The 24,725-nt window shown below is 54.5% G+C and carries 25 protein-coding genes; 9 read left to right on the top strand and 16 right to left on the bottom strand.

Annotated features, from left to right (window positions below):
- Nucleotides 1-81: 81 nt before the first annotated feature.
- The gene (locus tag C7387_RS19275; RefSeq protein ID WP_006817766.1) at nucleotides 82-1,044 is read left to right on the top strand and encodes a polysaccharide deacetylase family protein; all 963 of its coding nucleotides are present in this window, start codon (nucleotides 82-84) and stop codon (nucleotides 1,042-1,044) included.
- On the opposite strand, the gene C7387_RS19270 is transcribed toward C7387_RS19275, so the two are convergent.
- The 6 genes from C7387_RS19270 to rfaD are packed head-to-tail and all read right to left on the bottom strand — an operon-like array spanning nucleotide 1,032 to nucleotide 7,552.
- Nucleotides 1,032-2,138, bottom strand: coding sequence for a glycosyltransferase (locus C7387_RS19270; RefSeq protein WP_038253633.1), 1,107 nt, complete (start codon nucleotides 2,136-2,138; stop codon nucleotides 1,032-1,034). The genes C7387_RS19275 and C7387_RS19270 overlap by 13 nt on opposite strands.
- A gap of 51 nt (nucleotides 2,139-2,189) precedes the next feature.
- Nucleotides 2,190-3,443, bottom strand: coding sequence for an O-antigen ligase family protein (locus tag C7387_RS19265; RefSeq protein WP_038253636.1), 1,254 nt, complete (start codon nucleotides 3,441-3,443; stop codon nucleotides 2,190-2,192).
- Nucleotides 3,424-4,599 carry a glycosyltransferase gene (locus C7387_RS19260; RefSeq protein WP_038253638.1) on the bottom strand — a complete coding sequence of 392 codons (1,176 nt, stop codon included), beginning with the start codon at nucleotides 4,597-4,599 and terminating at the stop codon, nucleotides 3,424-3,426. Before C7387_RS19260 ends, C7387_RS19265 begins: the two co-directional genes overlap by 20 nt.
- Nucleotides 4,599-5,561, bottom strand: a complete 963-nt coding sequence (gene rfaC / locus C7387_RS19255; protein ID WP_038253640.1) for a lipopolysaccharide heptosyltransferase RfaC — start codon at nucleotides 5,559-5,561, stop codon at nucleotides 4,599-4,601. The genes C7387_RS19260 and rfaC overlap by 1 nt, the downstream gene beginning before the upstream one ends.
- A 3-nt stretch (nucleotides 5,562-5,564) precedes the next feature.
- The gene (rfaF, locus tag C7387_RS19250; RefSeq protein WP_038253643.1) at nucleotides 5,565-6,611 is read right to left on the bottom strand and encodes an ADP-heptose--LPS heptosyltransferase RfaF; all 1,047 of its coding nucleotides are present in this window, start codon (nucleotides 6,609-6,611) and stop codon (nucleotides 5,565-5,567) included.
- Between the two features lie 8 nt (nucleotides 6,612-6,619).
- Nucleotides 6,620-7,552 carry an ADP-glyceromanno-heptose 6-epimerase gene (gene rfaD, locus C7387_RS19245; RefSeq protein WP_006817760.1) on the bottom strand — a complete coding sequence of 311 codons (933 nt, stop codon included), beginning with the start codon at nucleotides 7,550-7,552 and terminating at the stop codon, nucleotides 6,620-6,622.
- Nucleotides 7,553-7,768: 216 nt separating this feature from the next.
- Here rfaD and kbl point away from each other — a divergent pair, with 216 nt between their 5' ends.
- From kbl to C7387_RS19230, 3 genes are all read left to right on the top strand, one after another.
- Entirely contained in the window at nucleotides 7,769-8,962 is a 1,194-nt protein-coding gene (gene kbl, locus C7387_RS19240; RefSeq protein WP_120817292.1) for a glycine C-acetyltransferase, read from the top strand.
- A gap of 9 nt (nucleotides 8,963-8,971) precedes the next feature.
- A complete protein-coding gene (gene tdh, locus C7387_RS19235) occupies nucleotides 8,972-9,997 on the top strand; it encodes an L-threonine 3-dehydrogenase (protein WP_038253650.1) in 1,026 nt (341 codons plus the stop codon).
- Between the two features lie 167 nt (nucleotides 9,998-10,164).
- A complete protein-coding gene (locus C7387_RS19230) occupies nucleotides 10,165-10,962 on the top strand; it encodes a glycosyltransferase family 2 protein (protein WP_120817337.1) in 798 nt (265 codons plus the stop codon).
- A gap of 71 nt (nucleotides 10,963-11,033) precedes the next feature.
- On the opposite strand, the gene C7387_RS19225 is transcribed toward C7387_RS19230, so the two are convergent.
- Genes C7387_RS19225 through gpmM form a run of 3 tightly spaced genes read right to left on the bottom strand, consistent with a single transcriptional unit; the run spans nucleotide 11,034 to nucleotide 14,804 of the window.
- On the bottom strand, nucleotides 11,034-11,975 hold the full coding sequence (locus tag C7387_RS19225; protein WP_120817291.1) for a divergent polysaccharide deacetylase family protein: 942 nt from the start codon (nucleotides 11,973-11,975) through the stop codon (nucleotides 11,034-11,036).
- Nucleotides 11,976-11,978: 3 nt separating this feature from the next.
- Nucleotides 11,979-13,250, bottom strand: coding sequence for a murein hydrolase activator EnvC (gene envC, locus C7387_RS19220; protein WP_120817290.1), 1,272 nt, complete (start codon nucleotides 13,248-13,250; stop codon nucleotides 11,979-11,981).
- 9 nt (nucleotides 13,251-13,259) lie between these two features.
- Nucleotides 13,260-14,804: a 2,3-bisphosphoglycerate-independent phosphoglycerate mutase gene (gene gpmM, locus C7387_RS19215; RefSeq protein WP_120817289.1), complete on the bottom strand. Its 1,545-nt coding sequence runs from the start codon at nucleotides 14,802-14,804 to the stop codon at nucleotides 13,260-13,262.
- Nucleotides 14,805-15,050: 246 nt separating this feature from the next.
- On the opposite strand from gpmM, the gene C7387_RS19210 reads away from it, so the two are divergent.
- The 5 genes from C7387_RS19210 (at nucleotide 15,051) to cysE (ending at nucleotide 18,167) form a co-directional block, all read left to right on the top strand.
- Complete coding sequence (locus tag C7387_RS19210) at nucleotides 15,051-15,482, top strand: rhodanese-like domain-containing protein (RefSeq protein ID WP_006817752.1); 432 nt, start codon at nucleotides 15,051-15,053, stop codon at nucleotides 15,480-15,482.
- Between the two features lie 11 nt (nucleotides 15,483-15,493).
- Entirely contained in the window at nucleotides 15,494-15,745 is a 252-nt protein-coding gene (grxC, locus tag C7387_RS19205) for a glutaredoxin 3 (RefSeq protein WP_006817751.1), read from the top strand.
- A gap of 35 nt (nucleotides 15,746-15,780) precedes the next feature.
- Nucleotides 15,781-16,248: a protein-export chaperone SecB gene (secB, locus tag C7387_RS19200; RefSeq protein WP_006817750.1), complete on the top strand. Its 468-nt coding sequence runs from the start codon at nucleotides 15,781-15,783 to the stop codon at nucleotides 16,246-16,248.
- On the top strand, nucleotides 16,248-17,267 hold the full coding sequence (gene gpsA / locus C7387_RS19195) for an NAD(P)H-dependent glycerol-3-phosphate dehydrogenase (RefSeq protein WP_006817749.1): 1,020 nt from the start codon (nucleotides 16,248-16,250) through the stop codon (nucleotides 17,265-17,267). The genes secB and gpsA overlap by 1 nt, the downstream gene beginning before the upstream one ends.
- A 78-nt stretch (nucleotides 17,268-17,345) precedes the next feature.
- Entirely contained in the window at nucleotides 17,346-18,167 is an 822-nt protein-coding gene (gene cysE / locus C7387_RS19190) for a serine O-acetyltransferase (protein WP_006817748.1), read from the top strand.
- Here cysE and trmL read toward each other — a convergent pair.
- The 7 genes from trmL to mtlD all read right to left on the bottom strand — a co-directional run bounded on the left by trmL (nucleotide 18,164) and on the right by mtlD (nucleotide 24,682).
- A complete protein-coding gene (trmL, locus tag C7387_RS19185) occupies nucleotides 18,164-18,637 on the bottom strand; it encodes a tRNA (uridine(34)/cytosine(34)/5-carboxymethylaminomethyluridine(34)-2'-O)-methyltransferase TrmL (RefSeq protein WP_006817747.1) in 474 nt (157 codons plus the stop codon). The genes cysE and trmL overlap by 4 nt on opposite strands.
- Nucleotides 18,638-18,680: 43 nt before the next feature.
- Nucleotides 18,681-19,838: an FMN-dependent L-lactate dehydrogenase LldD gene (lldD, locus tag C7387_RS19180; RefSeq protein WP_038253658.1), complete on the bottom strand. Its 1,158-nt coding sequence runs from the start codon at nucleotides 19,836-19,838 to the stop codon at nucleotides 18,681-18,683.
- Between the two features lie 18 nt (nucleotides 19,839-19,856).
- Nucleotides 19,857-20,609 (bottom strand): transcriptional regulator LldR, encoded by a 753-nt coding sequence (gene lldR, locus C7387_RS19175; RefSeq protein WP_006817745.1) that lies wholly within the window; start codon nucleotides 20,607-20,609, stop codon nucleotides 19,857-19,859.
- Nucleotides 20,606-22,261 (bottom strand): L-lactate permease, encoded by a 1,656-nt coding sequence (gene lldP / locus C7387_RS19170; RefSeq protein WP_006817744.1) that lies wholly within the window; start codon nucleotides 22,259-22,261, stop codon nucleotides 20,606-20,608. The genes lldR and lldP overlap by 4 nt, the downstream gene beginning before the upstream one ends.
- Before the next feature lie 264 nt (nucleotides 22,262-22,525).
- Nucleotides 22,526-22,888: a YibL family ribosome-associated protein gene (locus C7387_RS19165; protein ID WP_006817743.1), complete on the bottom strand. Its 363-nt coding sequence runs from the start codon at nucleotides 22,886-22,888 to the stop codon at nucleotides 22,526-22,528.
- 58 nt (nucleotides 22,889-22,946) lie between these two features.
- Complete coding sequence (gene mtlR, locus C7387_RS19160) at nucleotides 22,947-23,534, bottom strand: mannitol operon repressor MtlR (RefSeq protein ID WP_087943241.1); 588 nt, start codon at nucleotides 23,532-23,534, stop codon at nucleotides 22,947-22,949.
- On the bottom strand, nucleotides 23,534-24,682 hold the full coding sequence (gene mtlD, locus C7387_RS19155; protein ID WP_006817741.1) for a mannitol-1-phosphate 5-dehydrogenase: 1,149 nt from the start codon (nucleotides 24,680-24,682) through the stop codon (nucleotides 23,534-23,536). Before mtlD ends, mtlR begins: the two co-directional genes overlap by 1 nt.
- Nucleotides 24,683-24,725 lie beyond the last annotated feature (43 nt).

The raw sequence follows: 24,725 nt of genomic DNA, 5'->3' as shown, positions 1-24,725 counted from the left end.
TGATTTTAGGTGATTAGATGGATTGAGAGAAGCGTTGTGTTGCTCTAACATGGCTTCGATTAAGCCTTGAAGGATGTTCTGATGACTAAACCGGCATTTTTGATAACGATCGATACCGAGGGTGATAATCTGTGGCAAAAACACAGCAGCATCACCACTGAGAATGCGCGTTATCTCCCGCGATTTCAGGCGTTATGTGAGAAATATGGTTTTAAACCTGTTTATCTCACCAACTATGAAATGGCGATTGACCCTGCCTACGTTGAATTCGCGAAGGATGTCATTGCGCGAGGCACCGGGGAAGTCGGTATGCATCTGCATGCCTGGAACAGCCCGCCGGAAATTCCGCTAACGGATGACGACTGGCGTTTCAAGCCCTATCTGATTGAATATTCTGATGCGGTCATGAAAGACAAAGTCGTCTATATGACACGTCTGCTTGAAGAGACTTTCCAGACTAAAATGCGCAGCCATCGCGCCGGACGCTGGGCGTTTGATGAGCGCTATGCCCAGATGCTGATTGAGCTGGGTTATGAAGTCGACTGCTCGGTTACCCCGAAAGTGAACTGGCAGACGGCGAAAGGAGCACCGCAGGGGTCTGGAGGAACCGATTATCGACGCTTCCCTTCCCAGGCTTACTTCATCGACGAGAATGATATCAGCCGCGCAGGGGATTCATCGTTGCTTGAGGTGCCGATGAGCATTCAGTTCAAGCATGGTGCACTGCTTAACGCGGTGAAGCAGGCTTATGACAAGCTGCGAGGTAAAGTGCGCAGTCCTTCTGTGCACTGGCTGCGTCCTTCAGGGGGCAACGTGGCTACGATGCAAGACGTGGTGACCCGGACATTAGCGGACGGTAGTGATTACGTTGAGTATATGCTCCATTCTTCAGAGTATATGCCCGGCGGCAGTCCGACCTTTAAAACGCCGGACGATATAGAGCGTCTTTATGACTCTCTTGAGCACTTCTTTGCCTGGCTGCAGCCTCAGGTCCAGGGAATGACGCTGGCCGAGTACTACCAGCTCAAGCATCAACCCGCCTGACGGACGGGCAGGTGTAGCCCTGCCTGCTCAAAGGCCTGAACGACGTGCTGGATATAGTTATCCTCATAGAAACCTTCAATGGCGTGCTGGATGGTGCTGTTCGCGGGCAGCGATTTACCATCCACCACCTGCTGCAATAGCGTAACCAGTTCACCGGGCTTTTCCAGCGGATAAATATTGCCGTTAACGTTTTCTCTGATGATATCCCGAGGGCCAGTTCTACAATCTGAGCTTATTGCATATACGCCGTAGGAGCTGGCTTCGGCTATTGACATGCCAAACCCTTCATAATTGGATGTGCTCAGTAGACAGGTCACCCCGGAGAGGGTTGTTGAAATGTATTCCCACGGCCTGGTCTGCCATCCGTGCCAGCCGATGCGCGCGCTGATACCCAGGGATTCTGCCAGGGTTTGCAGTAACGATTTATCCTGGCCATCGCCAACGATATCCAACTGCCATTCCCCTTGCACCTGTGAAAGGGCTTCAAACAACCCGCGCATGTTTTTTTGCCCGTCGGCAATGACCCGGCCCACATAAATGAAGCGGGGAACGCCATTCGGGCGCGCAATGCAGAACGGGTGACGGGGCAGCGGATTATAAATGGTGGTGATCCGTCGACCCTCAATTCCCATCGCGATGAGCTGTTCTTTGATTTCTGTACTGATTGCCAGATGGTAGTCAGCACGCTGGACATATTCGGCTTTGTAAAGGTTATGTGTCGAAAAGTGCAGCCAGGAAAACGTCACCGGCTTATGGCGCGTGTAGCGACGTGCAATGTTGCTGATGAAGCAGGAGAGCGTGTCCAGTGCAATAATCAGCTCTGGTTTTTCCTGAGATATGATTTTTCGTAGCTTGTGGGCAAACGACAGGCGTCTGATCTTGGTGTGTTTAATCCCGGAGGTAATGCGGACATGACGATTGCCGCCCAGCCAGTCATCACTGACGTGACTACGCCCTTCCTTAAAGAAGACGAATGAAATATCGATACCGGGGTGCTGGCGACGTAGCAGACTGACCAGTGTGCTACAGACCGTTTCCATTCCGCCGAGGCCGCTGAGTTCATAACCCGCAATAATTATTTTGTTCAGATGCATGTTCGAAAGTTAGGGCCCCACCTGCGTCTGACCGCGATGGGGCATGTGAGCTTATGTGATCCCTGATGCCACGGGGGCTTCATCTTCGCGTTTGAACAGGATGATAGCACTTAGGATACCGATGGCATACGCAATGGATGCTTCGCGGCTAAAGAATATCACATCGCTCATCCCATAGGTCATTAAACTCAGCGTAATGACCATCAGTACCGGATTGCGCTGCTTCCAGGCGCACCAGAGTAACGAGGCGTGCATGAACAGCAGTGCGAGTACACCGAAGATTCCGCGTAGGGAGAAGTTTTCAATAATCTCGTTATGCAAATGTACATCTATAAAGGTAAGGGCCCCTTGTAGAGCTGGATCGTGTTGTACGGCAGCTTCGATCTCACGACTCCGGCTTTCTACGGACTCTCCCCAGGGAGCTGTCATCCCTGTATCCAACCCCACCTGAAACATCACGATACGAGAGCCGACAGATGTTAAATTATTATTATTGACCTGGATGGCATAAAGGTCATGGGTCAGAGAGCTGATCCGCTGTTCTATAGGCTTTTTGAGCAAATAACCTGCAATTATCAATAGACCCGCCAGGCACAACAGCATCTTAAGTAAGTGCTGCTTATTGACCTTAGGGTGAGTAAATGCAAGCAACAAACAGAGAATGGGATAGCTAAGGAGGGCTGAACGTGTCCCTGTGAATATCAGTACACTGTAGGTCAGGGCAATAGTTGCGGCAAAGAGAATATACCTGACCCAACCGTGCCGGTTGAGCACGGCATAGACCATAAAAATATCTATGACAGTGATGATGTAAGCAGCAATGGTGGCGCGATCGAAGCCCAGGTCTACCCTTTCGGTTGCGCTGACATGATATTGCCATGCAGCATACAGATTGACCAGCAGACCGCCTGCTATGAAGATGCCGTCAAGCAGCAGAGGATAACGCGGTAATTTAATGTTTGAAAAGATAAAGACCAGCAGGGCTAGTAGCAGCAGAATCCGACCAGAGGTGTCGTAGGCATTGTAGACGTCGTCAAAGGAACCCTTCTGCTTAAATACCGACAGCCAAATGAGAAATGTGAGCGCCAGAATAAGGATACCTAGTGTCGGGATGCCATTTTGCCGAGAAGCGATAATTTTGCGAGCCGAAAACAGTGCCAGCACAATAGCGATGTAACCAGCGGTATAGAAAAATTTCCGCGAGTGGACGGCATCGTAAAACATGAAGTATTGGCTAGCCAACATGGTGATAAAAGTCAGAAAGAACAACAAACCGCTGGAATAGCTATTTTTTAACGTTTGCATCAACAATATCCGAAATCCTGGCGTTGAACTCACAGATGAAGTTCTTGTAATCAAAGTGCTCTTCTACATATTTAAATGCGTTGTCGCGATAGTCTGCATAGGCAGAGCCTGCTATCTGCTGCACAGCGTTAGCAATAGCCTCCGGAGACATAAGCAAAGGTTCTACCAGAGTGTCACTGTACGGCGAGTAAACCTGATGCGGAAAATCAACGCTGATGCCGGTCTGTTCCTGATGCGCCGCGGGCGTTATCGTTGGCGTGATCCCGATACCGCAGACGCCGTCTTTCACTACCTCCGGTTGCCCGTCTATATTTGGGAAGATAACCGGAACACCGTAAAACAGCGCCTCCATGCAGGACAAACCGAACGGCTCGGTGACCGGCGTGCTGAGATAAATGTGAATATGGTTGAAGAACTGGCTCAAATCATCCTGGAAGCCTAAAAAATTCACGCAGTCGGTAATGTTAAGCTTTTCTGCTAACGCCCGGAAAGCTGCTTCATCCGGACCTTTACCCGCAATATCCAGCGTGACGTCGACGCCGCGATCGCGAAGGGCTTTGACCGCCAGAAGAGCAACGCTTATTCCCTTAAGGCCGACCAGGCGTGCAGCAATACCCAGCTTCAGCGGAGAGGTCAATGGCTTTGGACCACGCTCAATATTGGGAGGTGGCAAAATGCGGTTGATAACGGTTTGTACCGGACAGGTGAGATTGAAGCGTAGCTCCATGACGCGTTTCGAGGCCTTCGCGGCGGAAATACAGCCGTCCAGCATGGCAAAAAAACCAAGAGTTTTTGCGTTGTGCGCATATCGCCATGAGCAACCGTGGTCGTAATAAATGACCTTGCCCCGTGCAGGCTTGCCAGCAAAGCCGGGGATAAGATCCCAGACAATCACGGCTTCTGGATCCGCCAGCCACAGTTTTGTCTGCAGGGCGTATTTACGGGCAAACACCGGATATTTTAGTGTGAAAGCATTCAGCATCCGGTTTACAAAAACCACGTTCCTGTTCGCCAGATGCTGAGCGATTTCCGGACCAATTTTGTTGCTGATGCAGAATATAACGTCATTTTTTGCTGTATTATCATGAATGTACTGTAAAAAGAGTCGCTCAACGCCACCCATTTTTTCAAGATTAATGATATGTGCTTTACGCATTAAATTTCCCCGGATACGGAGCTAAATATCTGTTCGGCAGAGATATCCTGCATGGCTCCGGTAGTAGAGCGCACAACGTATTGGTTCTGCCCGTATCCACCAATAAGTCCAGGGTCCGTTGGACCATACAGAGTGTAATTTGGACGATTCAGTGCGGCAGTCAGATGGCTCAATCCGGTATCGACAGAGACCACGCATCGTGCCCCCGCCAGAACACGCGCCACTTGTTCGAGCGTCATGCGCGGTAATACCTCGGCCTCATCAATGCCTGCAGCCAGGCGTTTTGCTCGCGCCTCTTCATGCGGGGCTCCCCAGGGAAGCTTGATGTGCACACCGTTCCCGGCAAGGCGCTCCACGAGCTGTCGCCAGTGCGTTTCCGGCCAGTGTTTATCATCGCGGGTTGTGGCATGCAGAAATACCACATAGGGTGCGGTTTCAGAGGCCGTATTCTGTAAGAAATGCTGGGCGATAGCATAGTCGCCCTGGGTTTGCGGTTTTTCGTAGCCCAGGCTTTTAGCGAACAGCTCACGCGTCCTTTCAACGGCGTGCTGCGCTTTGGCAATATGGTGACGCTGGTTGTAGAACAGGCTCGCCAGCGGTTCGCGGGCGGTTTTCCAGTCCATGCCGTGCTTAATGCCGTGCGCCAGTCGGGTGACCAGCGCCGCACTTTTGACGAGGCCCTGAGCATCAATGATCGCATCATATTCCACCTCCTGGATTTTAGTCCGAAAGGCAAGACGCTCGGCTTTGATGGGGGCAGAAAACCATGCTTTACGCCAACGGCGTATAGCTACCGGTATGACGCGTTCAACGGCGGCATGCCAGCCAGGAATTTGTGCAAACCCCTCCTCCACAACCCAGTCAAAGCGGATCCCGGGGATGGCGTTCGCGGCATCGGTCAGGGCGGGCAGGGTGTGTAGGACATCCCCCATTGAAGAGGTTTTTACTATCAGAACCCGCATCCGTCAGGCTTCCTCACTCAACAGCAACTGGTTTAGTTCTTCCAGTACGCGCTCGGGGGTAATATCAATCAGGCTTTGGTGATAGCCTTCTGCAGCATCACCTTTACGCACCTTATGGTAGCCGCTGATCAGGCGAATAACGCGCGCCTTATGCGACAGTGGCGGCGTAAAATCCGGGCTGCTGGGGCCATACAGTGCGACCAGCGGGCGATCGAGCGCCGCTGCTACATGCATCAGACCAGAGTCATTGCTGACCACTGCCTGGCAGGCAGCAATGAGAATCACTGCCTGTTCCAGCTGGGTCTCGCCCGCCAGATTGCGGCACCAGGCCTGTTGTTCCATGCTGAGCGCGGCCAGGATGTCGTTACCCGCATCGTGATCCTTTGCCGAACCGAACAGCACAATCTGGAACCCTTCATCAATCAGCTGCTTCGCCAGCTCAGCATAGTGATAATGTGGCCAGCGTTTGGCCGGGCCAAATTCTGCTCCTGGGCAGAAACCTATCATCGGGCGCTCTGCTGAGAGCTTGAAAGTGCTGCAGGTCAGTGATTTCTCACCGTCGTTGACCTGAAGATGCGGCCACAGCAGCGGCTGAGGCAGATCTTTTGCGGAGTGCATCGCGCCTTTGTCGTAGGCTAAGGCAACGTAGCGCTCGACCATCAGCGGCCAGGCGTCTTTATCCAGCACCCGCGCGTCGTTAAGCAGGCCATAGCGCATTTCGCCACGCCAGCCGGTACGCAGAGGAATACCTGCGAAGAAAGGGACTAAGGCCGATTTGAAGGAGTTAGGCAGCACGTAAGCGCGATCGTAGCGACGTTCGCGCAGACTATGGCCAAGCCTACGCCGCTCACCTAATTCCAGCGCACCGTGGCCAAGCGGCATGGGAATGGCTTCATTAACTTCTGGCATACGCGATAAAAGCGGACGGCACCACGCGGGTGCCATCACGTCAATTATCGCCTGGGGATAGCGCGCCTTGAGCGTGCGATAGAGGCTTTGCGACATCATCATGTCGCCTACCCATGACGGGCCAATCACCAGTATTTTCATTGTATATCTTACGCGTCCTGGTTCAGCCAGGTCATGTATTCCGTCACACCTTCGGCGACGGTTTTAAACGGCTTATCGTAGCCCGCGGCACGCAGGTTGGTCAGATCGGCCTGAGTGAATGCCTGATAGCGACCTTTCAGCTTATCCGGGAATGGGATGTATTCGATGCTGCCTTTCTGATGGTAAGCCAGCGTCGCATCCGCTACCGCCTGGAAGGATTCCGCGCGGCCGGTACCGAGGTTGAAGATGCCGGAAACGCCGTTTTCGAGGAACCACAGATTGACCGCGGCCACGTCGCCGACGTAAACGAAATCACGTTTGAAACTGTCGCTGCCTGTAAACAGTTTTGGACTTTCGCCGTTGTTCAACTGGGTATTCAGATGGAAAGCGACGCTTGCCATGCTGCCCTTGTGGCCTTCACGCGGACCGTACACGTTGAAATAACGGAAACCGACAATCTGTGAGTTCGCTTCCGGCAGGATCTGGCGGACATATTCATCAAACAGCAGCTTGGAGTAGCCATAGACGTTCAGCGGCTTCTCATATTCGCGAGACTCGATGAAGTCTGAAGTGCGACCGCCGTAGGTAGCAGCAGAAGAAGCGTACAGGAACGGGATTTCACGCTCCAGACAGTAGTGCAGCACTTCTTTAGAGTACTGATAGTTGTTATCCATCATGTACTTGCCGTCCCACTCAGTGGTGGAGGAGCAGGCGCCTTCGTGGAAAATGGCTTCGATTTCACCAAACTCTTCACCGGCCATAATCTGGATTAAGAAGTCTTCTTTATCCATGTAATCGGCGATGCTCAGATCAACCAGATTGACGAATTTGGTGCCGTCTTTGAGGTTGTCGACCACCAGAATGTCAGTGATACCTTTATCATTCAGAGCTTTAACAATGTTGCTACCGATAAAGCCTGCGCCGCCAGTAACGATGATCATAACTGTAACCTTCGAATTGTGGAGTCCTGAGACAATCTCAGACGCTAATGTTTTCTATCATATCATCACATTGGTCCACTTTCAGCCATTCACCGACAACCTGTAGGGGGACGCGTGATTTATGCTACAAAAAATACACTTAGTACTGCGTCATCTCGTATAGATGTATAGGTTTGGGTAATATGTTCTAAATTTTGCCATATCTGGAGAGTTGCAATGCGTGGGGATTTTTACAAACAGTTAACGAATGACCTCGACACTGCACGTGCTGAAGGGTTGTTTAAAGAAGAGCGTATCATCACGTCTGCACAGCAGGCGGATATCACCGTGGGTGAGAGCCACGTTATTAACTTCTGCGCCAACAACTACCTTGGCCTGGCGAATCACCCGGCGCTAATCAGCGCCGCTAAAGCCGGGATGGACAGCCACGGCTTCGGTATGGCTTCCGTACGCTTCATCTGCGGAACCCAGGACACCCACAAAGTCCTCGAGAAGAAACTGGCTGATTTCCTGGGCATGGAAGACGCAATTCTGTACTCCTCCTGTTTCGATGCCAACGGCGGCCTGTTTGAAACGCTGCTGGGTGCCGAAGATGCCATCATCTCTGATGCACTGAACCACGCCTCCATTATTGATGGCGTGCGTCTGTGTAAAGCGAAGCGCTTCCGCTATGCCAATAACGATATGCAGGAGCTGGAAGCACGGCTGAAAGAAGCGCGTGAAGCGGGTGCCCGCCATGTGCTTATTGCTACAGACGGCGTGTTCTCCATGGATGGTGTCATCGCCAACCTGAAAGGGGTTTGCGATTTGGCAGACATTTACGATGCGCTGGTGATGGTTGATGACTCCCATGCGGTCGGATTCGTCGGTGCCAACGGCCGTGGCTCTCACGAATACTGCGAAGTGATGGGGCGTGTCGACATCATTACCGGTACGCTCGGCAAAGCGCTTGGCGGCGCTTCTGGTGGCTACACCGCGGCGCGTAAAGAAGTGGTTGAGTGGCTGCGTCAGCGCTCCCGCCCGTACCTGTTCTCCAACTCACTGGCTCCCGCCATCGTGGCGGCGTCAATCAAGGTGCTGGAGATGGTGGAGTCGGGTGCTGAACTTCGTGACCGTCTGTGGGCTAACGCGCGCCTGTTCCGTGAAAAAATGACCGCAGCGGGCTTTACCCTGGCCGGTGCCGATCACGCCATCATTCCGGTCATGCTGGGTGAAGCGACCGTCGCTCAGGAGTTCGCGCGTGAACTGCAGAAAGAAGGTATTTATGTCACCGGGTTCTTCTATCCGGTAGTACCAAAAGGCCAGGCGCGTATTCGCACCCAGATGTCGGCTGCGCATACCCCTGAACAAATTGAACGGGCGGTGAAAGCCTTTACCCGCATCGGAAAACAACTGGGCGTCATTGCCTGAGGATGTGAGATGAAAGCGTTATCCAAACTGAAAGCGGAAGAAGGGATCTGGATGACCGACGTACCGGAACCGGAAGTCGGACATAACGATCTGTTAATTAAAATCCGTAAAACAGCCATCTGCGGCACTGACGTACACATCTATAACTGGGATGAATGGTCGCAAAAAACCATCCCGGTCCCTATGGTCGTTGGCCACGAATATGTTGGTGAAGTGGTTGGTATCGGTCAGGAAGTGAAGGGCTTTAAAATCGGCGATCGCGTCTCCGGTGAAGGCCACATTACCTGCGGACATTGCCGCAACTGCCGCGGTGGCCGCACTCATCTGTGCCGCAACACCACCGGCGTGGGCGTGAACCGCCCGGGTTGCTTCGCGGAATATCTGGTGATCCCGGCGTTCAACGCCTTTAAAATCCCGGACAATATCTCTGACGACCTGGCCTCCATCTTTGACCCGTTCGGCAACGCCGTACACACCGCGCTCTCCTTCGATCTGGTTGGCGAGGATGTGCTGGTGTCCGGTGCCGGCCCTATTGGCATCATGGCTGCTGCTGTGGCGAAACACGTGGGCGCACGTAATGTCGTGATCACCGACGTGAATGAGTATCGTCTTGAACTGGCTCGTAAAATGGGGATCACCCGTGCGGTCAACGTTTCCAAAGAAAACCTGACTGACGTCATGCACGAACTCGGTATGACAGAAGGGTTCGACGTCGGTCTGGAAATGTCCGGTGCGCCGCCGGCATTCCGCGCGATGCTCGATACTATGAACCACGGTGGCCGTATCGCGATGCTGGGTATTCCGCCGTCAGACATGTCCATCGACTGGACCAAAGTTATCTTTAAGGGATTGTTCATCAAGGGTATTTATGGCCGCGAGATGTTCGAAACCTGGTACAAGATGGCAGCGCTGATCCAGTCTGGCCTCGACCTGACCCCAATCATCACTCACCGCTTCGGTATTGATGATTTCCAGCAAGGTTTTGATGCCATGCGTTCAGGACAGTCAGGAAAAGTGATCCTGAGCTGGAATTAAATCTCGATCGCAATAGAACACCATTGCCAGCATATATTTTGCTGGCAATTTTTTAATTCCGTCACACTTTCCATACTCTTTTCCCGCATCCCATTTTTTGTACCCTGCAGATGGACATATTCTTTTTATAATAAGGATATCTGGCGGATAAATCATTGATGGGTGTTATGTTCAAACTTTCCGTATGCTTATTAACGTATAATTCTGAACGCTTATTACGCGAAGTCATTCCGCCGTTGTTAATGGTTGCGGATGATATTGTCATTGTTGATTCCGGAAGTCATGATGACACACTGCGAATTTGCGCTTCCTTTGGGATCAAAGCGCATCATCACCCTTATGCAATGCACGGTGCGCAGATGAACCATGCCATTGCCCAGGCACAAAATAACTGGGTGCTCTGCATGGACAGTGACGAAATTCTGGATCAAAGCACCGTTGATGCCATTCTGGCGTTAAAAGCCGGTGAGACGCCCCCGCCGGAGAATGCCTGGCGGCTACCGCGCTACTGGTATGTGCTGGGGCAGGAGGTCAGGACACTTTACCCGGTTTCATCACCTGATTTTCCAGTGCGACTCTTTAATCGCCGTTCTGCCTCTTTTAATAACCGCCCGGTGGACGATCAGGTGGAAGGAGAGATTCATACGAAAATATTACCAGGTCATGTCCGCCACGACACCTTTTATTCACTCCATGAAGTTTTTAATAAATTAAATACCTACACGACAAGGCTTGTAAAATATAACAAGATCCGCCCGTCGATTGGCCGGGGTGTGATCAGTGCGATCGGGGCATTTTTTAAATGGTACCTGTTCAGCGGCGCATGGCGACGCGGGAAGGTAGGGGCGGTCACTGGTATTTACGCCACTTTTTATAGCTTTTTAAAATATTTTAAAGCCTGGTATCAGCATCAGGAGCAAAAAAAATCCGTGGCAGAAACGCGCACGGATTCTCATCTTACCTGATATACCCTAAATAATTTGAGTTGCAGGAAAGCCAACACACCTGCAACTTGAAGTATGACGGGTATAGCCGCTCAGGCCTTTTTATTCCAGCCCTGCCACTGCTGCTGGTAATACTGGAGCAGCGTGCTCTGGCTAATACTTTCACTCAGCACCGTGAAGAAGTGCGTTGCGTATACCGGCTGTAGTTTCTGCTTCGGCTTGCACAGGCTCACGCCGCGGAACGGATTGCGCGGCGGCGTTGGCGGTACGGCTTTCGGCGGTGCGGTGTTTGGCGTAGAAGTATCAATCTGTGGTTCGTTCAGCAGGCTGCTCGGACGCACGAGCGTGATATCCGGCGGCAGATTATAAAGCATCTGCTGCAGTACCCGCACGGTAGAAGGATGCGGATGACCAATCGCGATGGCCGAGCCGTTGCGTCGCGCCAGCTGGATAGCCCGATTGAACTGTACGCGAATATCCGCTTCGTTCTGCGTATCATCGAGGAAGACTTTACGCTTAATCACCTTCACTCCGGTGCCGCTGGCGGCACGCATGGCCTGGCTGTTGCCGATGGTCATGCTGTCGAGGAAGTAAAGGTTATAGCGGCTCAGCGCTTGCATCACTTTTTCCATACCCGGCAGGCTGGAGGTCATGGCGCTGCCCATATGGTTGTTGAGTCCCACGGCGAACGGCACCTTCGTGACGGCATCCTGGATAATGCGCGCCACCTCTTCCTGGCTCATTTCCGGGCGCAGGGTGTCTTTCTCCAAAGGCTGTTTGCTCAGCGGGGCCATTGGCAGGTGGATCAGGACTTCATGCCCGGCGTTATGCGCTTTGGTTGCCATTTCACGAGCGTGAGGGGCATTAGGCAGAACGGCGACGGAGATCGTGGCGGGCATTGCCAGCACCTGATTTTCCGTCTGCGGGCGATAACCGAAGTCATCAATAACAATGGCAAGCTTTCCGGCAAACGCCGGGGAGGCCAGCGCCAGCGAACCGGCGATGGAGAGTGCTATTCGACGAAATTGAAGCAAAACTTATCTTCCCAACCACGGCTGTGGATTGACCGCCTGACCCTGGCGACGAATTTCGAAATAGAGTGACGGGCGGCCCTGACCGCCACTGCTGCCCACGAGGGCAATCGGCTGACCAGCACGAACCTGAGTGCCGACGCTGACCAGCGCGCTCTGGTTGTAGCCATACAGGCTCATGTCGCCTTTACCGTGCTCGACCACCACCACAAGGCCATAGCCCTGCAGCCAGTCGGCGAGGATCACGCGACCATCGGCGATAGCTTTGACCTCGGTGCCTTCTGAAGCACCGATAACCATCCCCTTCCAACGTAGCTCACCTTGCAGCTGTTCGCCAAATCGATGCAGCGTAGGGCCGCGAACCGGCCAGAAAGCCTGACCGCGTGGTGCGCCGAGACCGCCGGTGCGCGACATCAGCGAACGTTCGCTTTCGGTCGGTTTGTACGTGGTGCCTTTACGCGAAGCATCCTGCTGGCGATCGCGTACCGCCTGCGCTTCACGGGCTTCCCGCTCCGCCCGCGCTTTGGCGGCGGCTTCGGCCTGGGCGATGCGGTTACGCATGCGGGATTCGTTGGCGCGCATTTCGCTCAGCTGCTGCTGACCCTCCTGAATGGAGGACTCCAGCCCGGCAAGCGTCTTTTTACGCTCGTTACGCGCCTGCTCAAGCTTCGCCTGCTGCGCCTGCTGATCGTAGAGCAGCGTTTGCTGCTGGCTTTGTTTCTCTTCAAGCTCGGCTTTTTGCGAAGCGACCTCTTCGCGGGTTTGCTTCAACTGACCAATCGTTTCCTGACGAGCCTGGTTGAGGTAACCGAAGTAGGCCTGCAGGCGCTGCCCGCGCTGGCTCTCTTCACCGCTCAGGATAAGCTGAAGGCCGGTATGTTCGCCCTGGCGAAACGCGGCATCCAGCTGAGCGGCAAGGTTGCGTTCCTGTTGCGCTTTTTGACGCTCCAGTTTGGCGATAGAGGCATTCATCTCATCAATTTGTTTGTTGAGCTGGGCGAGGGTGTTCTGCGTTTCGCGCAGTTTGCGGGCGGCAACGGAAATGGCTTCTTCCTGCGCCTTCAACTGGGCGAGCAGGGAAGCACGTTGCTGCTGTTGTTGGCGTACCGCGCGCTCTTTGGTCGCGATATCGGCCTGAATAGATTGCAACTGCGCGCGGTCATCCGCGTGGGCGGAAGCGGCGCACAGCAATACGCCAGCGCTGAGCGCGCTGGCGTAAAGGACTGACCTGACTGATGTCGCGGTCAATGTTAATGAATAGATCGCCTTTCCCCTCATGGGGAGGGATTATTCCACGATGAACAGCGGCTTACCAGTCATCTCTTGCGGGATTTCCATTCCCATCAGCGTCAGCATAGTCGGCGCGATGTCGGAAAGTTTACCACCGTCAATAGCCTTAACGGTTTTGGCGCCAACGTAAATCAGCGGAACCGGCAGGTTGGTGTGCGCAGTGTGCGCCTGACCGGTGGACGGGTCACGCATCTGCTCAGCGTTGCCGTGATCGGCGGTGATCAGCAGCTGACCATCAACGGATTCAACGGCTTTCGCCACTTCACCGATGCAGTGGTCGAGCGCTTCAACCGCCTTCACTGCCGCATCGAAGACGCCAGTATGACCGACCATGTCACCGTTCGGGTAGTTACAGATGATGGTGTCGTACTTACCGCTCTTGATAGCCGCGACCAGTTTTTCCGTCAGCTCGGCGGAGCTCATTTCCGGCTGCAGATCGTAAGTCGCAACTTTCGGGGAATTGATAAGAATGCGGTCTTCACCCGCGAACGGCTCTTCAACGCCGCCGTTAAAGAAGAAGGTGACGTGGGCATATTTCTCGGTTTCGGAAATACGCAGCTGGGTTTTGTCGTTTTTCGCCATCCACTCGCCGAGGGTATTTGCCAGTGAAGTTGGCGGGTACGCGCAGGCGGTTTTGATGTCGGCCGCATATTCAGCCAGCATCACGAAGTCCAGATTCACGACTTTCTTACGCGCGAAACCGTCGAAATCGGCATTCACGAACGCACGGGTGATTTCACGCGCGCGGTCAGCACGGAAGTTCATGAAAATCAGCGCATCGCCGTCTTCCATGGCAGCATCTTCCTGCCCTTCAGTACGGATCACACTGGCTTTAACGAATTCGTCGTTTTCATTACGCGCGTAAGCGGCTTCCAGGGCTTCTACTGCCGTCGGGAACTGGAATTCGCCTTTCGCCAGCGTCATCAGGTCGTACGCCTGTTCAACGCGGTCCCAGCGGTTGTCACGATCCATGGCGTAGTAACGGCCAATGATGGAAGCAACGCGGCCTTTACCCAGCGCGGCGAATTTATCTTCAAACGCCTGCAGAGAGGATTTCGCGCTACGCGGCGGCGTGTCACGACCGTCAAGGAAAGCGTGCAGATAGATTTTTTCTGCTCCACGTTCGGCGGCCATTTCAACCATCGCCATGATGTGTTCTTCATGGCTGTGAACGCCACCGGCAGACAGCAGGCCCATGATGTGCACGGCTTTTCCTGCGCTCACGGCTTTGTCTACTGCACCACCCAGAACCGGGTTGGCGAAGAAGCTGCGGTTTTTGATTTCAACATCAAGACGAGTCAGGTCCTGATACACGATGCGGCCCGCGCCAAGGTTGACGTGACCCACTTCGGAGTTACCCATCTGGCGGTCCGGCAGACCCACTTCCAGCCCGGAGGCGTCAATCAGGGTATGCGGACGTTTGGCCCACAGGCCATCAATAACCGGGGTTTTAGCGGAGAAAATGGCGTTATCCTGCTGGTCTTCACGGTAGCCGTAGCCATCCATAATCACCAGAACCATAGGTTTTTTTGAAACCGACATTGCGACAACCTCATGCTCAAAGACAAAATAATTGCGTAATTTTACTACAGCTGAATCGATCAAACAGCCTCAGAAGATCAAAAAAGCGGTAGAGTCAGGCAAAGCGCATGCGTGTTTTCTGTGATTTTTCTCGGTCGAGGCCGCAGAAAAATGATTAGCTGATACTGGCTGGCTGTATTTGCACCGGAGCGCAGGTATACTCATGCCCTGGTTTTTTAATCACTACGTCGGGAGTTGTTACCCCCCATGCAAGAAATTATGCAATTTGTTAGCCGCCATCCGGTTCTGAGCATTGCCTGGATTGGTTTACTGGCAGCTGTACTGTTCACCACCTTCAAAGGGCTGACTTCGAAAGTTAAAGTTATCACCCGTGGCGAAGCGACCCGTCTTATCAATAAAGAAGAAGCCGTCGTGGTGGATTTACGCCAGCGTGATGATTTCCGTAAAGGCCACATCGCCGGTTCTGTGAACCTGCTGCCAACCGAAATCAAAGCAAATAACCTGGGTGAACTGGAAAAACACAAATCTAAACCCATTATAGTGGTTGATGGTTCAGGTGTTCAGGCTCAGGAGCCAGCAACTGCGCTCATCAAAGCCGGTTTTGAGAACGTTTGTGTCCTGAAAGACGGTATCTCAGGCTGGAGCGGTGAAAACCTGCCTTTAGTTCGCGGAAAATAAGGAACGAAGTGATGGCCAATATCGAGATCTACACCAAAGCAACCTGCCCGTTTTGCCACCGCGCGAAAGCGCTGTTGAACAGCAAAGGCGTGACTTTCCACGAGCTGCCGATAGACGGCGACGCGCAGAAACGCGAAGAGATGATTCAACGTAGTGGCCGCACGACGGTTCCGCAGATTTTTATTGATGCACAGCACATTGGCGGCTGTGATGACTTGTATGCGCTGGACGCGCGTGGTGGACTTGATCCCCTGCTCAGCTAATGCGTTTTTAAGGACATAACACTAAGGGTTTTTACATGTCAGAACAAAATACCGGAGAAATGACTTTCCAGATCCAGCGTATCTATACGAAGGATGTTTCCTACGAAGCGCCGAATGCGCCGCACGTTTTCCAGAAAGACTGGCAGCCAGAGGTTAAACTTGATCTTGATACGGCTTCCACCCAACTGGCGGATGGCGTATACGAAGTGGTTCTGCGTGTGACCGTTACTGCTTCTCTGGGTGAAGACACGGCATTCCTGTGTGAAGTTCAGCAGGGCGGCATCTTCTCCATTGAAGGGATTGATGGTAACCAGCTGGCGCATTGCCTGGGTGCATACTGCCCGAACATCCTGTTCCCGTATGCACGCGAGTGCGTAACCAGCCTGGTTTCTCGCGGTACTTTCCCGCAACTGAACCTTGCGCCGGTGAACTTTGATGCGCTGTTCATGAACTATCTGCAGCAGCAAGCTGGCGAAGGCGCTGAACAACATCAGGATGCCTGATGAACGCATTTAATGCTTCAATGACAGTGATCGGTGCCGGTTCTTACGGCACCGCCCTTGCCATAACGCTTGCAAGAAATGGCCACCACGTTGTGCTGTGGGGCCATGACCCAAAACACATCGCGAAACTGCAGCAAGACCGCTGTAACGTCGCCTTCCTCCCTGATGTTCCCTTCCCGGACACGCTCCACCTTGAAAGCTCGCTCTCAACCGCGCTTGCGGCTAGTCGCGATATTCTGGTGGTGGTGCCAAGCCATGTGTTTGGCGACGTGCTGCAGCAGATAAAACCGCTGATGCGCCCTGATGCACGTCTGGTATGGGCAACCAAAGGGCTGGAAGCCGAAACTGGCCGCCTGTTGCAGGACGTGGCGAGAGAAGTGCTGGGCGATGATATTCCGCTGGCGGCGATTTCTGGCCCGACCTTCGCCAAAGAGCTGGCCGCCGGAATGCCGACGGCGATTTCACTCGCCTCGACCTCGGCGGAATTTGCCGACGATCTTCAGCAGTTGCTGCACTGCGGCAAAAGCTTCCGCGTTTATATCAACCCGGATTTCATCGGCGTACAGCTCGGTGGTGCGGTGAAAAACGTGATTGCGATTGGCGCCGGGATGTCCGACGGCATTGGCTTTGGCGCTAACGCGCGTACGGCGCTTATCACCCGTGGTCTGGCAGAGATGTCCCGACTCGGCGCGGCGCTTGGCGCAGACCCAGCCACCTTTATGGGAATGGCGGGGCTCGGTGATTTAGTGCTGACCTGTACCGACAACCAGTCGCGTAACCGCCGCTTTGGCATGATGCTCGGTCAGGGCATGGATGTGCAGGGCGCGCAGGACAAGATTGGTCAGGTGGTTGAAGGCTACCGCAACACCAAAGAAGTGAGGGCGCTTGCCCATCGTTTTGGGGTGGAAATGCCAATAACTGAGGAAATTTATCAGGTATTGTATTGCGGAAAAAACGCGCGCGAGGCAGCATTGACCTTATTAGGTCGTGCACGCAAGGACGAGCGTAGCAACCACTAAAGCGCAGGGACCTTTGTCACTCAACGACCCGGCCAGCGAAGAACTGGCCGGTCGTATCGATATCCTCTGGAGTAAGCAATGCCGTGTGAAGAACTGGAAATTGTCTGGAACAATATTAAAGCCGAAGCCCGGGCGCTGGCCGACTGTGAACCGATGCTCGCCAGTTTCTATCACGCCACGCTACTCAAGCACGAAAACCTGGGCAGCGCGCTGAGCTATATGCTCGCGAACAAGCTTGCGTCGCCTATCATGCCCGCTATCGCCATTCGTGAAGTGGTGGAAGAAGCCTATGCGGCCGACCCGGAGATGATCGCCTCTGCGGCCTGCGACATCCAGGCTGTGCGCACCCGTGACCCGGCGGTAGATAAATACTCCACGCCGCTGCTCTATTTAAAAGGTTTCCACGCGCTGCAGGCCTATCGTATCGGCCACTGGCTATGGAATCAGGGGCGCCGTGCGCTGGCGATTTTCCTGCAAAATCAGGTATCCGTGTCCTTCCAGGTGGATATCCACCCGGCGGCGAAAATTGGCCGCGGCATCATGCTCGACCACGCGACGGGAATTGTGGTGGGCGAGACCGCCGTTATCGAAAACGACGTCTCGATCCTGCAGTCTGTCACTCTCGGCGGGACGGGTAAAACCAGCGGCGACCGCCACCCGAAAATCCGTGAAGGGGTGATGATTGGCGCGGGCGCGAAGATCCTCGGCAACATTGAAGTGGGGCGCGGCGCGAAGATTGGCGCCGGTTCGGTGGTACTGCAACCCGTGCCACCACACACCACTGCCGCTGGCGTACCGGCGCGCATCGTCGGTAAGCCTGACAGCGATAAGCCAGCCATGGATATGGATCAGCACTTCAACGGCATTCACCATACCTTTGAGTATGGCGACGGTATTTAGCTTCTGAGGACGGCGCCAGGATAACCCAGCTGGCGCCAGGCTTCATACACCACCACCGACACTGCGTTCGACAGGTTCATACTGCGGCTGTCCGGCATCATTGGAATGCGAATTTTTTGCTCCTGCGGCAGCGCGTCGAGAATTGAGGCGGGCAGTCCACGCGTTTCCGGGCCAAACATCAGAAAATCACCGTCCTGATAGCTCACCGCGCTGTGGGCAGGTGTGCCTTTGGTGGTCAGGGCAAACAAGCGCTGCGGATTTTCAGCGGCAAAAAACGCCTCATAATTCGCGTGGCGAGTGACGGCGGTAAATTCGTGATAGTCCAGCCCTGCGCGACGCAGGCGTTTGTCATCCCAGGCAAAGCCCATCGGCTCAATGATATGCAAACGAAAACCGGTGTTGGCACACAGGCGGATGATATTGCCGGTATTGGGTGGGATTTCTGGTTCGAATAAAACGATATTTAACATGCTGCCCCCTTAATTGCGGGGGCAGAATAGCAGAATTTGCCGATTACCGCGCTGCGAGTTGGTTTAGCTCCTGCACCAGCGAATCACGGCTGATGTCGGCTATCGACTTCGCGCCGGTCAGGGTCATCGCCACCTTCATCTCTTTCTCAATCAGATTGAGTAAATTTGCCACACCTTCACGGCCATGCGTGGCGAGGGCGTAAAGGTATGCACGGCCAAGCAGCACGCTGTCGGCCCCGAGCGCAATCATCCGTACGACGTCCAGGCCGTTGCGGATCCCGCTGTCGGCAAGGATAGTAATATCGCCTTTTACCGCGTCGGCAATAGCCGGAAGGGCGCGAGCGGAGGAGAGTACGCCATCGAGCTGACGTCCGCCGTGGTTTGACACCACAATACCATCGGCGCCGAAACGCACGGCATCCCGTGCATCTTCCGGGTCGAGGATCCCTTTGATCACCATCGGCCCGTCCCAGAATTCGCGGATCCACTCGAGGTCTTTCCACGAAATGGACGGATCAAAGTTGTTCGCCAGCCAGCCGATGTAGTCCTCAAGTCCCGTCGGTTTACCGAGGTAGGTGGAGATGTTGCCGAGGTCATGCGGGCGGCCGTTGAGGCCAACGTCCCAGGCCCACTGGGGATGGGTCATCGCCTGCCAGTAGCGGCGCATGGCAGCGTTCGGGCCGCTCATCCCGGAGTGGGCATCGCGGTAGCGCGCGCCCGGCGTTGGCATATCTACGGTGAATACCAGCGTAGAACATCCCGCCGCTTTAGCACGCTCCAGGGCGTTACGCATAAAACCGCGATCGCGCAGCACATACAGCTGGAACCACATCGGGCGCTTGATGGTTGGGGTAACCTCTTCAATCGGACATACCGACACGGTGGAAAGCGTAAACGGGATCCCTTTGTCGTCGGCAGCCCCTGCAGCCTGCACTTCACCCCGACGGGCGTACATGCCGCACAAACCAACCGGCCCCAACGCTACCGGCATCGACAGCTTCTCGTTGAACAGCGTCGTTTCAAGGCTCAGGTCGGACATATTCTTAAGCACTCGCTGGCGAAGCGCTACCTGCGACAGGTCTTCGACGTTACGGCGCAGCGTGTGTTCGGCGTAGGCGCCGCCGTCGATGTAATGGAACAGGAATGGCGGCAGGATACGTTGTGCCGCTGCCCGGTAGTCGCTTGCTGCTGAGATAATCATCGTATTTCTCCCTGTTAATCAGACCGTATCGCCGGGCAGACGGGTGATACGCGCCTGACGGGCCTGGTCTTCATCAAAACGTTTAATGGTGGTGTGGACAAACCCCAGATGGGCCATCATCGCCTGGCGCGCCGCTTCCGCATCTCCGGCAAGAATCGCGTCCAGCACCGCCTGATGCTGCTCGGTTAATTTGGCAAAGACCGGTGGCACAAGGTACATCCGCTGACGGCTTTGCTTCACTGAAGACTGTAGAACATCGAAGAAGCCACGCATGGTTTGCAGAAGCACCACGTTGTGCGAAGCCTCGGCAATGGCGAGGTGAAAACGCACGTCGGCCTGAGAGGCGATATCCGGATCTTCACTTTGGGTGGCTTCAAAACAGAGGCGGATTTTTTCTTTATCGGCGTCGCTGGCGCGCATCGCCGCGTGCCATGCCGTGCTGGCCTCGATGGCATGGCGCGCTTCGAGGATATCGAAGCTGTAATCCGGGTCATCGGCCATCAAGGTTTTCAGCGGCTGAACGATGTTTTGTTCAGACCAGGTTTCGTGCTGCCAGCGTACAAAGGTGCCACCGCCGCGACGGCTCAGGAGCAGCCCCTCATTCACCAGCTGCGCCAGCGCTTCGCGCAGGGAGTTGCGCGAAACGCCAAGCTGAACGGCCAGCTGGCGCTCGGCAGGCAAGCGCATGCCCGCCTCCAGCTGTTGTGCTTTAATCAGCGCCCGTATACGGTCTGCGACATCATCTGCCAGGCGTTTGGGCATCACTATCATGGGATCATCCAGGTTAATACATAAGCCTGAAGCGTGGTGATAACGCCCACCATGCAGGTGAAAATCAGGCTGTGTTTGACGGTAAAGCGGAACAGATCGGACTCTTTCCCGACCAGACCAACCGCTGCGCAGGCAATGGCGATGGACTGCGGAGAGATCATCTTGCCGGTTACGCCCCCGGTGGTGTTAGCAGCCACCATCAGCACGTCGGAAACGCCGATCTGTTGCGCCGCGGTGGCCTGCAGCGCGGCGAACAGCGCATTCGACGAGGTATCGGAGCCGGTCAGGAAGACGCCCAGCCAGCCCAGGAACGGTGAGAAGAACGGGAACGCGCTGCCGGTATGCGCCAGTGCCAGCGCCAGCGTCGAAGAGAGTCCGGAGTAGTTCGAGATAAAGGCGAAGGCCAGCACCATGCCGATGGAGTAAATCGGCAGCGCCAGATCTTTCAGCGTGTGGCCGAACGTCATCACCGCGTCTTTAGGCTTCATACGCAGCCAGATAACCGAAAGGATAGCGGCAAACAGAATGGCCGTACCGGTGGCGGAGAACCAGTCGAATTTATACACCGCGGCGTACGGCGTGGCGGCGTGCACCACCGGCGGCATGCGCGCAACCAGCTTGTCGAGATACGGCACGGAGATGTTAATGACCATGTCATACAGCGCGCCACCTGGTGCAAACAGCGCTTTAAAAGGCGGAATGCTCCAGAGCGTAACGGTGGCGGTCAGGAACAGGAACGGCGACCATGCGCGGATAACCTGGCCTGCGGTGTAGCGCGTACGGGCCAGAGTCAGGTCAACCTGTGAAGCGCCCATATCGGCAAAGCGGAAGATGCGCACCGGCTGCCAGCGTTTGAGAAACAGAGTCAGACACACCAGCGAAACCAGCGACGAGATAATGTCCGGCAGCTCCGGGCCAAGGAAGTTTGAACTGAGGTACTGGGCGATAGCAAACGAGCCACCGGCAACCATCACCGCGGGCCAGGTCTCTTTCACTCCGCGCCAGCCGTCCATAATTGCCATGATCCAGAACAGGACGATAATCGTCAGGAACGGCAGCTGGCGGCCCACCATCTGGCCGATTTCAAAGCTGTCGAGACCGGTGACCTGGCCTGCGACCAGAATTGGGATCCCCATGGCGCCAAAAGCGACCGGGGCGGTGTTAACAATCAGGCACAGGCCGGCGGCGTACAGCGGGTTAAACCCCAGGCCGACCAGCAGGGCGGCGGTGATCGCGACCGGTGCACCAAACCCGGCAGCCCCTTCGAGGAACGCACCGAAGGAGAAGCCGACGATCAGCATCTGCAGGCGCTGGTCCGGTGTGATGGAAAGTATTGATGATCGGATGATGTCGAACTGCCCGGTTTTGACCGAGATTTTATAGACAAAGACCGCGGCGATAATTATCCACGCGATTGGCCACAGGCCGTAAAAGAAGCCGTAGACAACGGAGGCCAGCGCATGATCTACCGGCATTTTGTAGAACAACAGGGCGACCAGCAGCGCGATGCCAACCGTCCAGCTGGCAGCCACGTAGCCTTTCAGCTTGAGCTTAATCAGCGCGAAGAAGAAAAAGATTATCGGTAATGCCGCAATCAGGCTCGACAGCCAGATGTTCCCGGCCGGGTCATAGTTTTGTTGCCAGAGGTTCATGCAGGTCTCCAGTGGGCCATAACAAATCCGCCGGGAGTCTTTGCTCTTTATGTCGGCGTGCGATGTTTGTAAAAGTGGCCCTGCCAATGGTCTATTGTAGGGGTAATGCCAATGGATGGTTAATCAAATGTTGCTTATCGGCAACGAATTTGTGATGTGATTTGCTGGAATTGTGAACGGCTGGACGGATTGTTCAGGGATTGGTTGGGCCAATTGGCGGAGGAGGCGGTGAGACCGGGCAGCGCAGCGCCACCCGGTGCAGAGTCAGAACTCCGTCTTCGAAAAACCGGTCATCTCTTGCAGGCCCATTTCGCGGCCCAGCGCGGTCATCGGGTGGACAATCACCAGACCGCGAACGGTTTTCTTCAGTTTACCCATATCGGCCTGCTCTTTTTTGGTAATGGCACGGCGGAACGGCAACTTCTGTAATTTTTGCGCTTCTTTGCTCAGCTTCTGGCTATGAACGTCACGCAGGCGAGCGATCTCAGCTTCGATAGTCGCTTTTTCTTTTTCCAGTTCGGCATACTTTTCAGCGCCTTCAACCAGAGACATATCGGCCTGCTGGTGGCGAATGGCATCAAGGCGATCGCTCAGACGCTTGATTTCGTTCTTTTCGATTTCTTTCATGACAATTAACTCTAAAAACGCGGGAGATAACGGCAAGGATACACGATTGTGGGCGGGCTTACTTCTGAAACGCTTTTTTTAAGCTGATTCGGGAAATCAGCTCAGTCAGGGAAAGAACCATGGTGGAACGAACGACCTGCTGGTAGCGCTGCTTTTGCATCGCCAGTAGCTCGGGGTCGCTGTTGTCCAGTAGCGGCGTTGGGGGCAGTGCGGTAACGCAGTGCAGTTCGCCGAAGGGGCCGAGAATTTCGTCATCGGTAAACGCGTAGTCACTACCGTCGTGATTCAGCTCTTCACGCAATGCCATCAGCAGCTCAGCGTCTTCATACTCGGCGCGGCTAATCATTCCCAGGCCGTAGATGAGCTTCAGACGCACGGAAAGCTCGCCCAGCGGCCCGTCGCCGTCAAGCAACGGTTCCACAGCATATTTCACCGCATAATCGTCTTTGCGAAACACCTGAAGCACCAGAATATTCACGGCCTCGGTCAGCAGCTCCACGGCGGCTATCAGGAAACCGCGTACGGTTTTGCCAGCATTCAGACGTTCAAGCACACGGTTTTCAAAGGCCTGCGTTTCTTCCATTATTGCCTGCATATCTGACAACTTTATCAATGGGCGCGGATAGCTCCGCGCCAGTTCTGCCATCATTTGGTTGCGTTGTATGCGTTAACCGCCTCCGCCACCACGTCGCTATTTGCCTCAAGCCCGGATACCTGCGCGAGTGCCGCCTGTGGGCCTTTCTCGGTGATGAGTTGTGCCAGCTCCTGTGCCTGCGGGTCCTCTTTGCTGCGGTAATGCATCGCAGCGGCAATGCCTTTCACCAGGTTCACGTGTGGCAGACCATATTCCAGCGTACCCAAAAGCGGTTTGATAAGACGGTCGCCTGCGCTCAATTTACGCAGCGGCTGACGGCCTACACGTTCAACGTCATCTTTCAGATACGGGTTTTCAAAGCGACCGAGGATTTTCTGGATATAGGCGGCGTGTTTTGCCGGATCAAAACCATAACGCTTGATAAGTACCGCACCGCTCTCTTCCATCGCTCCTTTTACCACTGCCCGAATTTTTTCATCGAGAATGGCGTCACGGATTGTCTGATGCCCGGTCTGCTGTCCGAGGTACGCGGTTATAGCATGGCCGGTGTTCAGCGTGAAGAGCTTACGTTCGACAAATGCCATCAGGTTATCAGTTAATTCCATTCCCGGAATTTCCGGAAGAGTGCCTTTAAACTGAGTTTTGTCGACAATCCACTCGCTGAAGGTTTCCACGGTAACTTCCAGCGGATCGTGAGTGGCAGAAGCCGATGGCGGAACAATGCGGTCAACGGCGGAATCAACGAAGCCAACGTGCGCTTCTACCCAGGCTTTATCTTCATCAGCCAGCGCGTTCATGACGTGGCCTTTAAGCTGGGTCGTACCGCGCACCATGTTTTCGCAGGCGATGATGTTCAGCGGGGTATTCACACCCTGCGCTTTACGTTTAGCGAGGCCTTTGGCAATAGCGGGGGCGATGCGCTCCAGCACAACCGGACCGACGGCGGTGGTGACCAGATCGACTTCGGCAATCAGCTCGACCACTTCATCACCGATACTGCTGACGGCGTTGACGCCAGAGACGGTATCGACCTGCTCGTTTTCACCGACCACATGAACCTGATAGCTATGACGGGCATTCAGGGCGTCGAGCACCACCTGGTTTACATCGGCGAACGTCAGCGTTACGCCAGCATCTGCCAGCAGTTTGCCGATGAAGCCACGTCCGATATTACCTGCGCCAAAATGTAATGCTTTCATAGTATTAACCTTCAATCATGTTTTTTACCCGAGAGGGCTGGGG

The organism is Yokenella regensburgei (genome assembly GCF_003634235.1).
In the GTDB taxonomy this organism is placed as follows: domain Bacteria; phylum Pseudomonadota; class Gammaproteobacteria; order Enterobacterales; family Enterobacteriaceae; genus Yokenella; species Yokenella regensburgei.
Note: the sequence above shows the minus strand (reverse complement) of the source record. Positions and strands in the feature narration are given on the sequence as shown.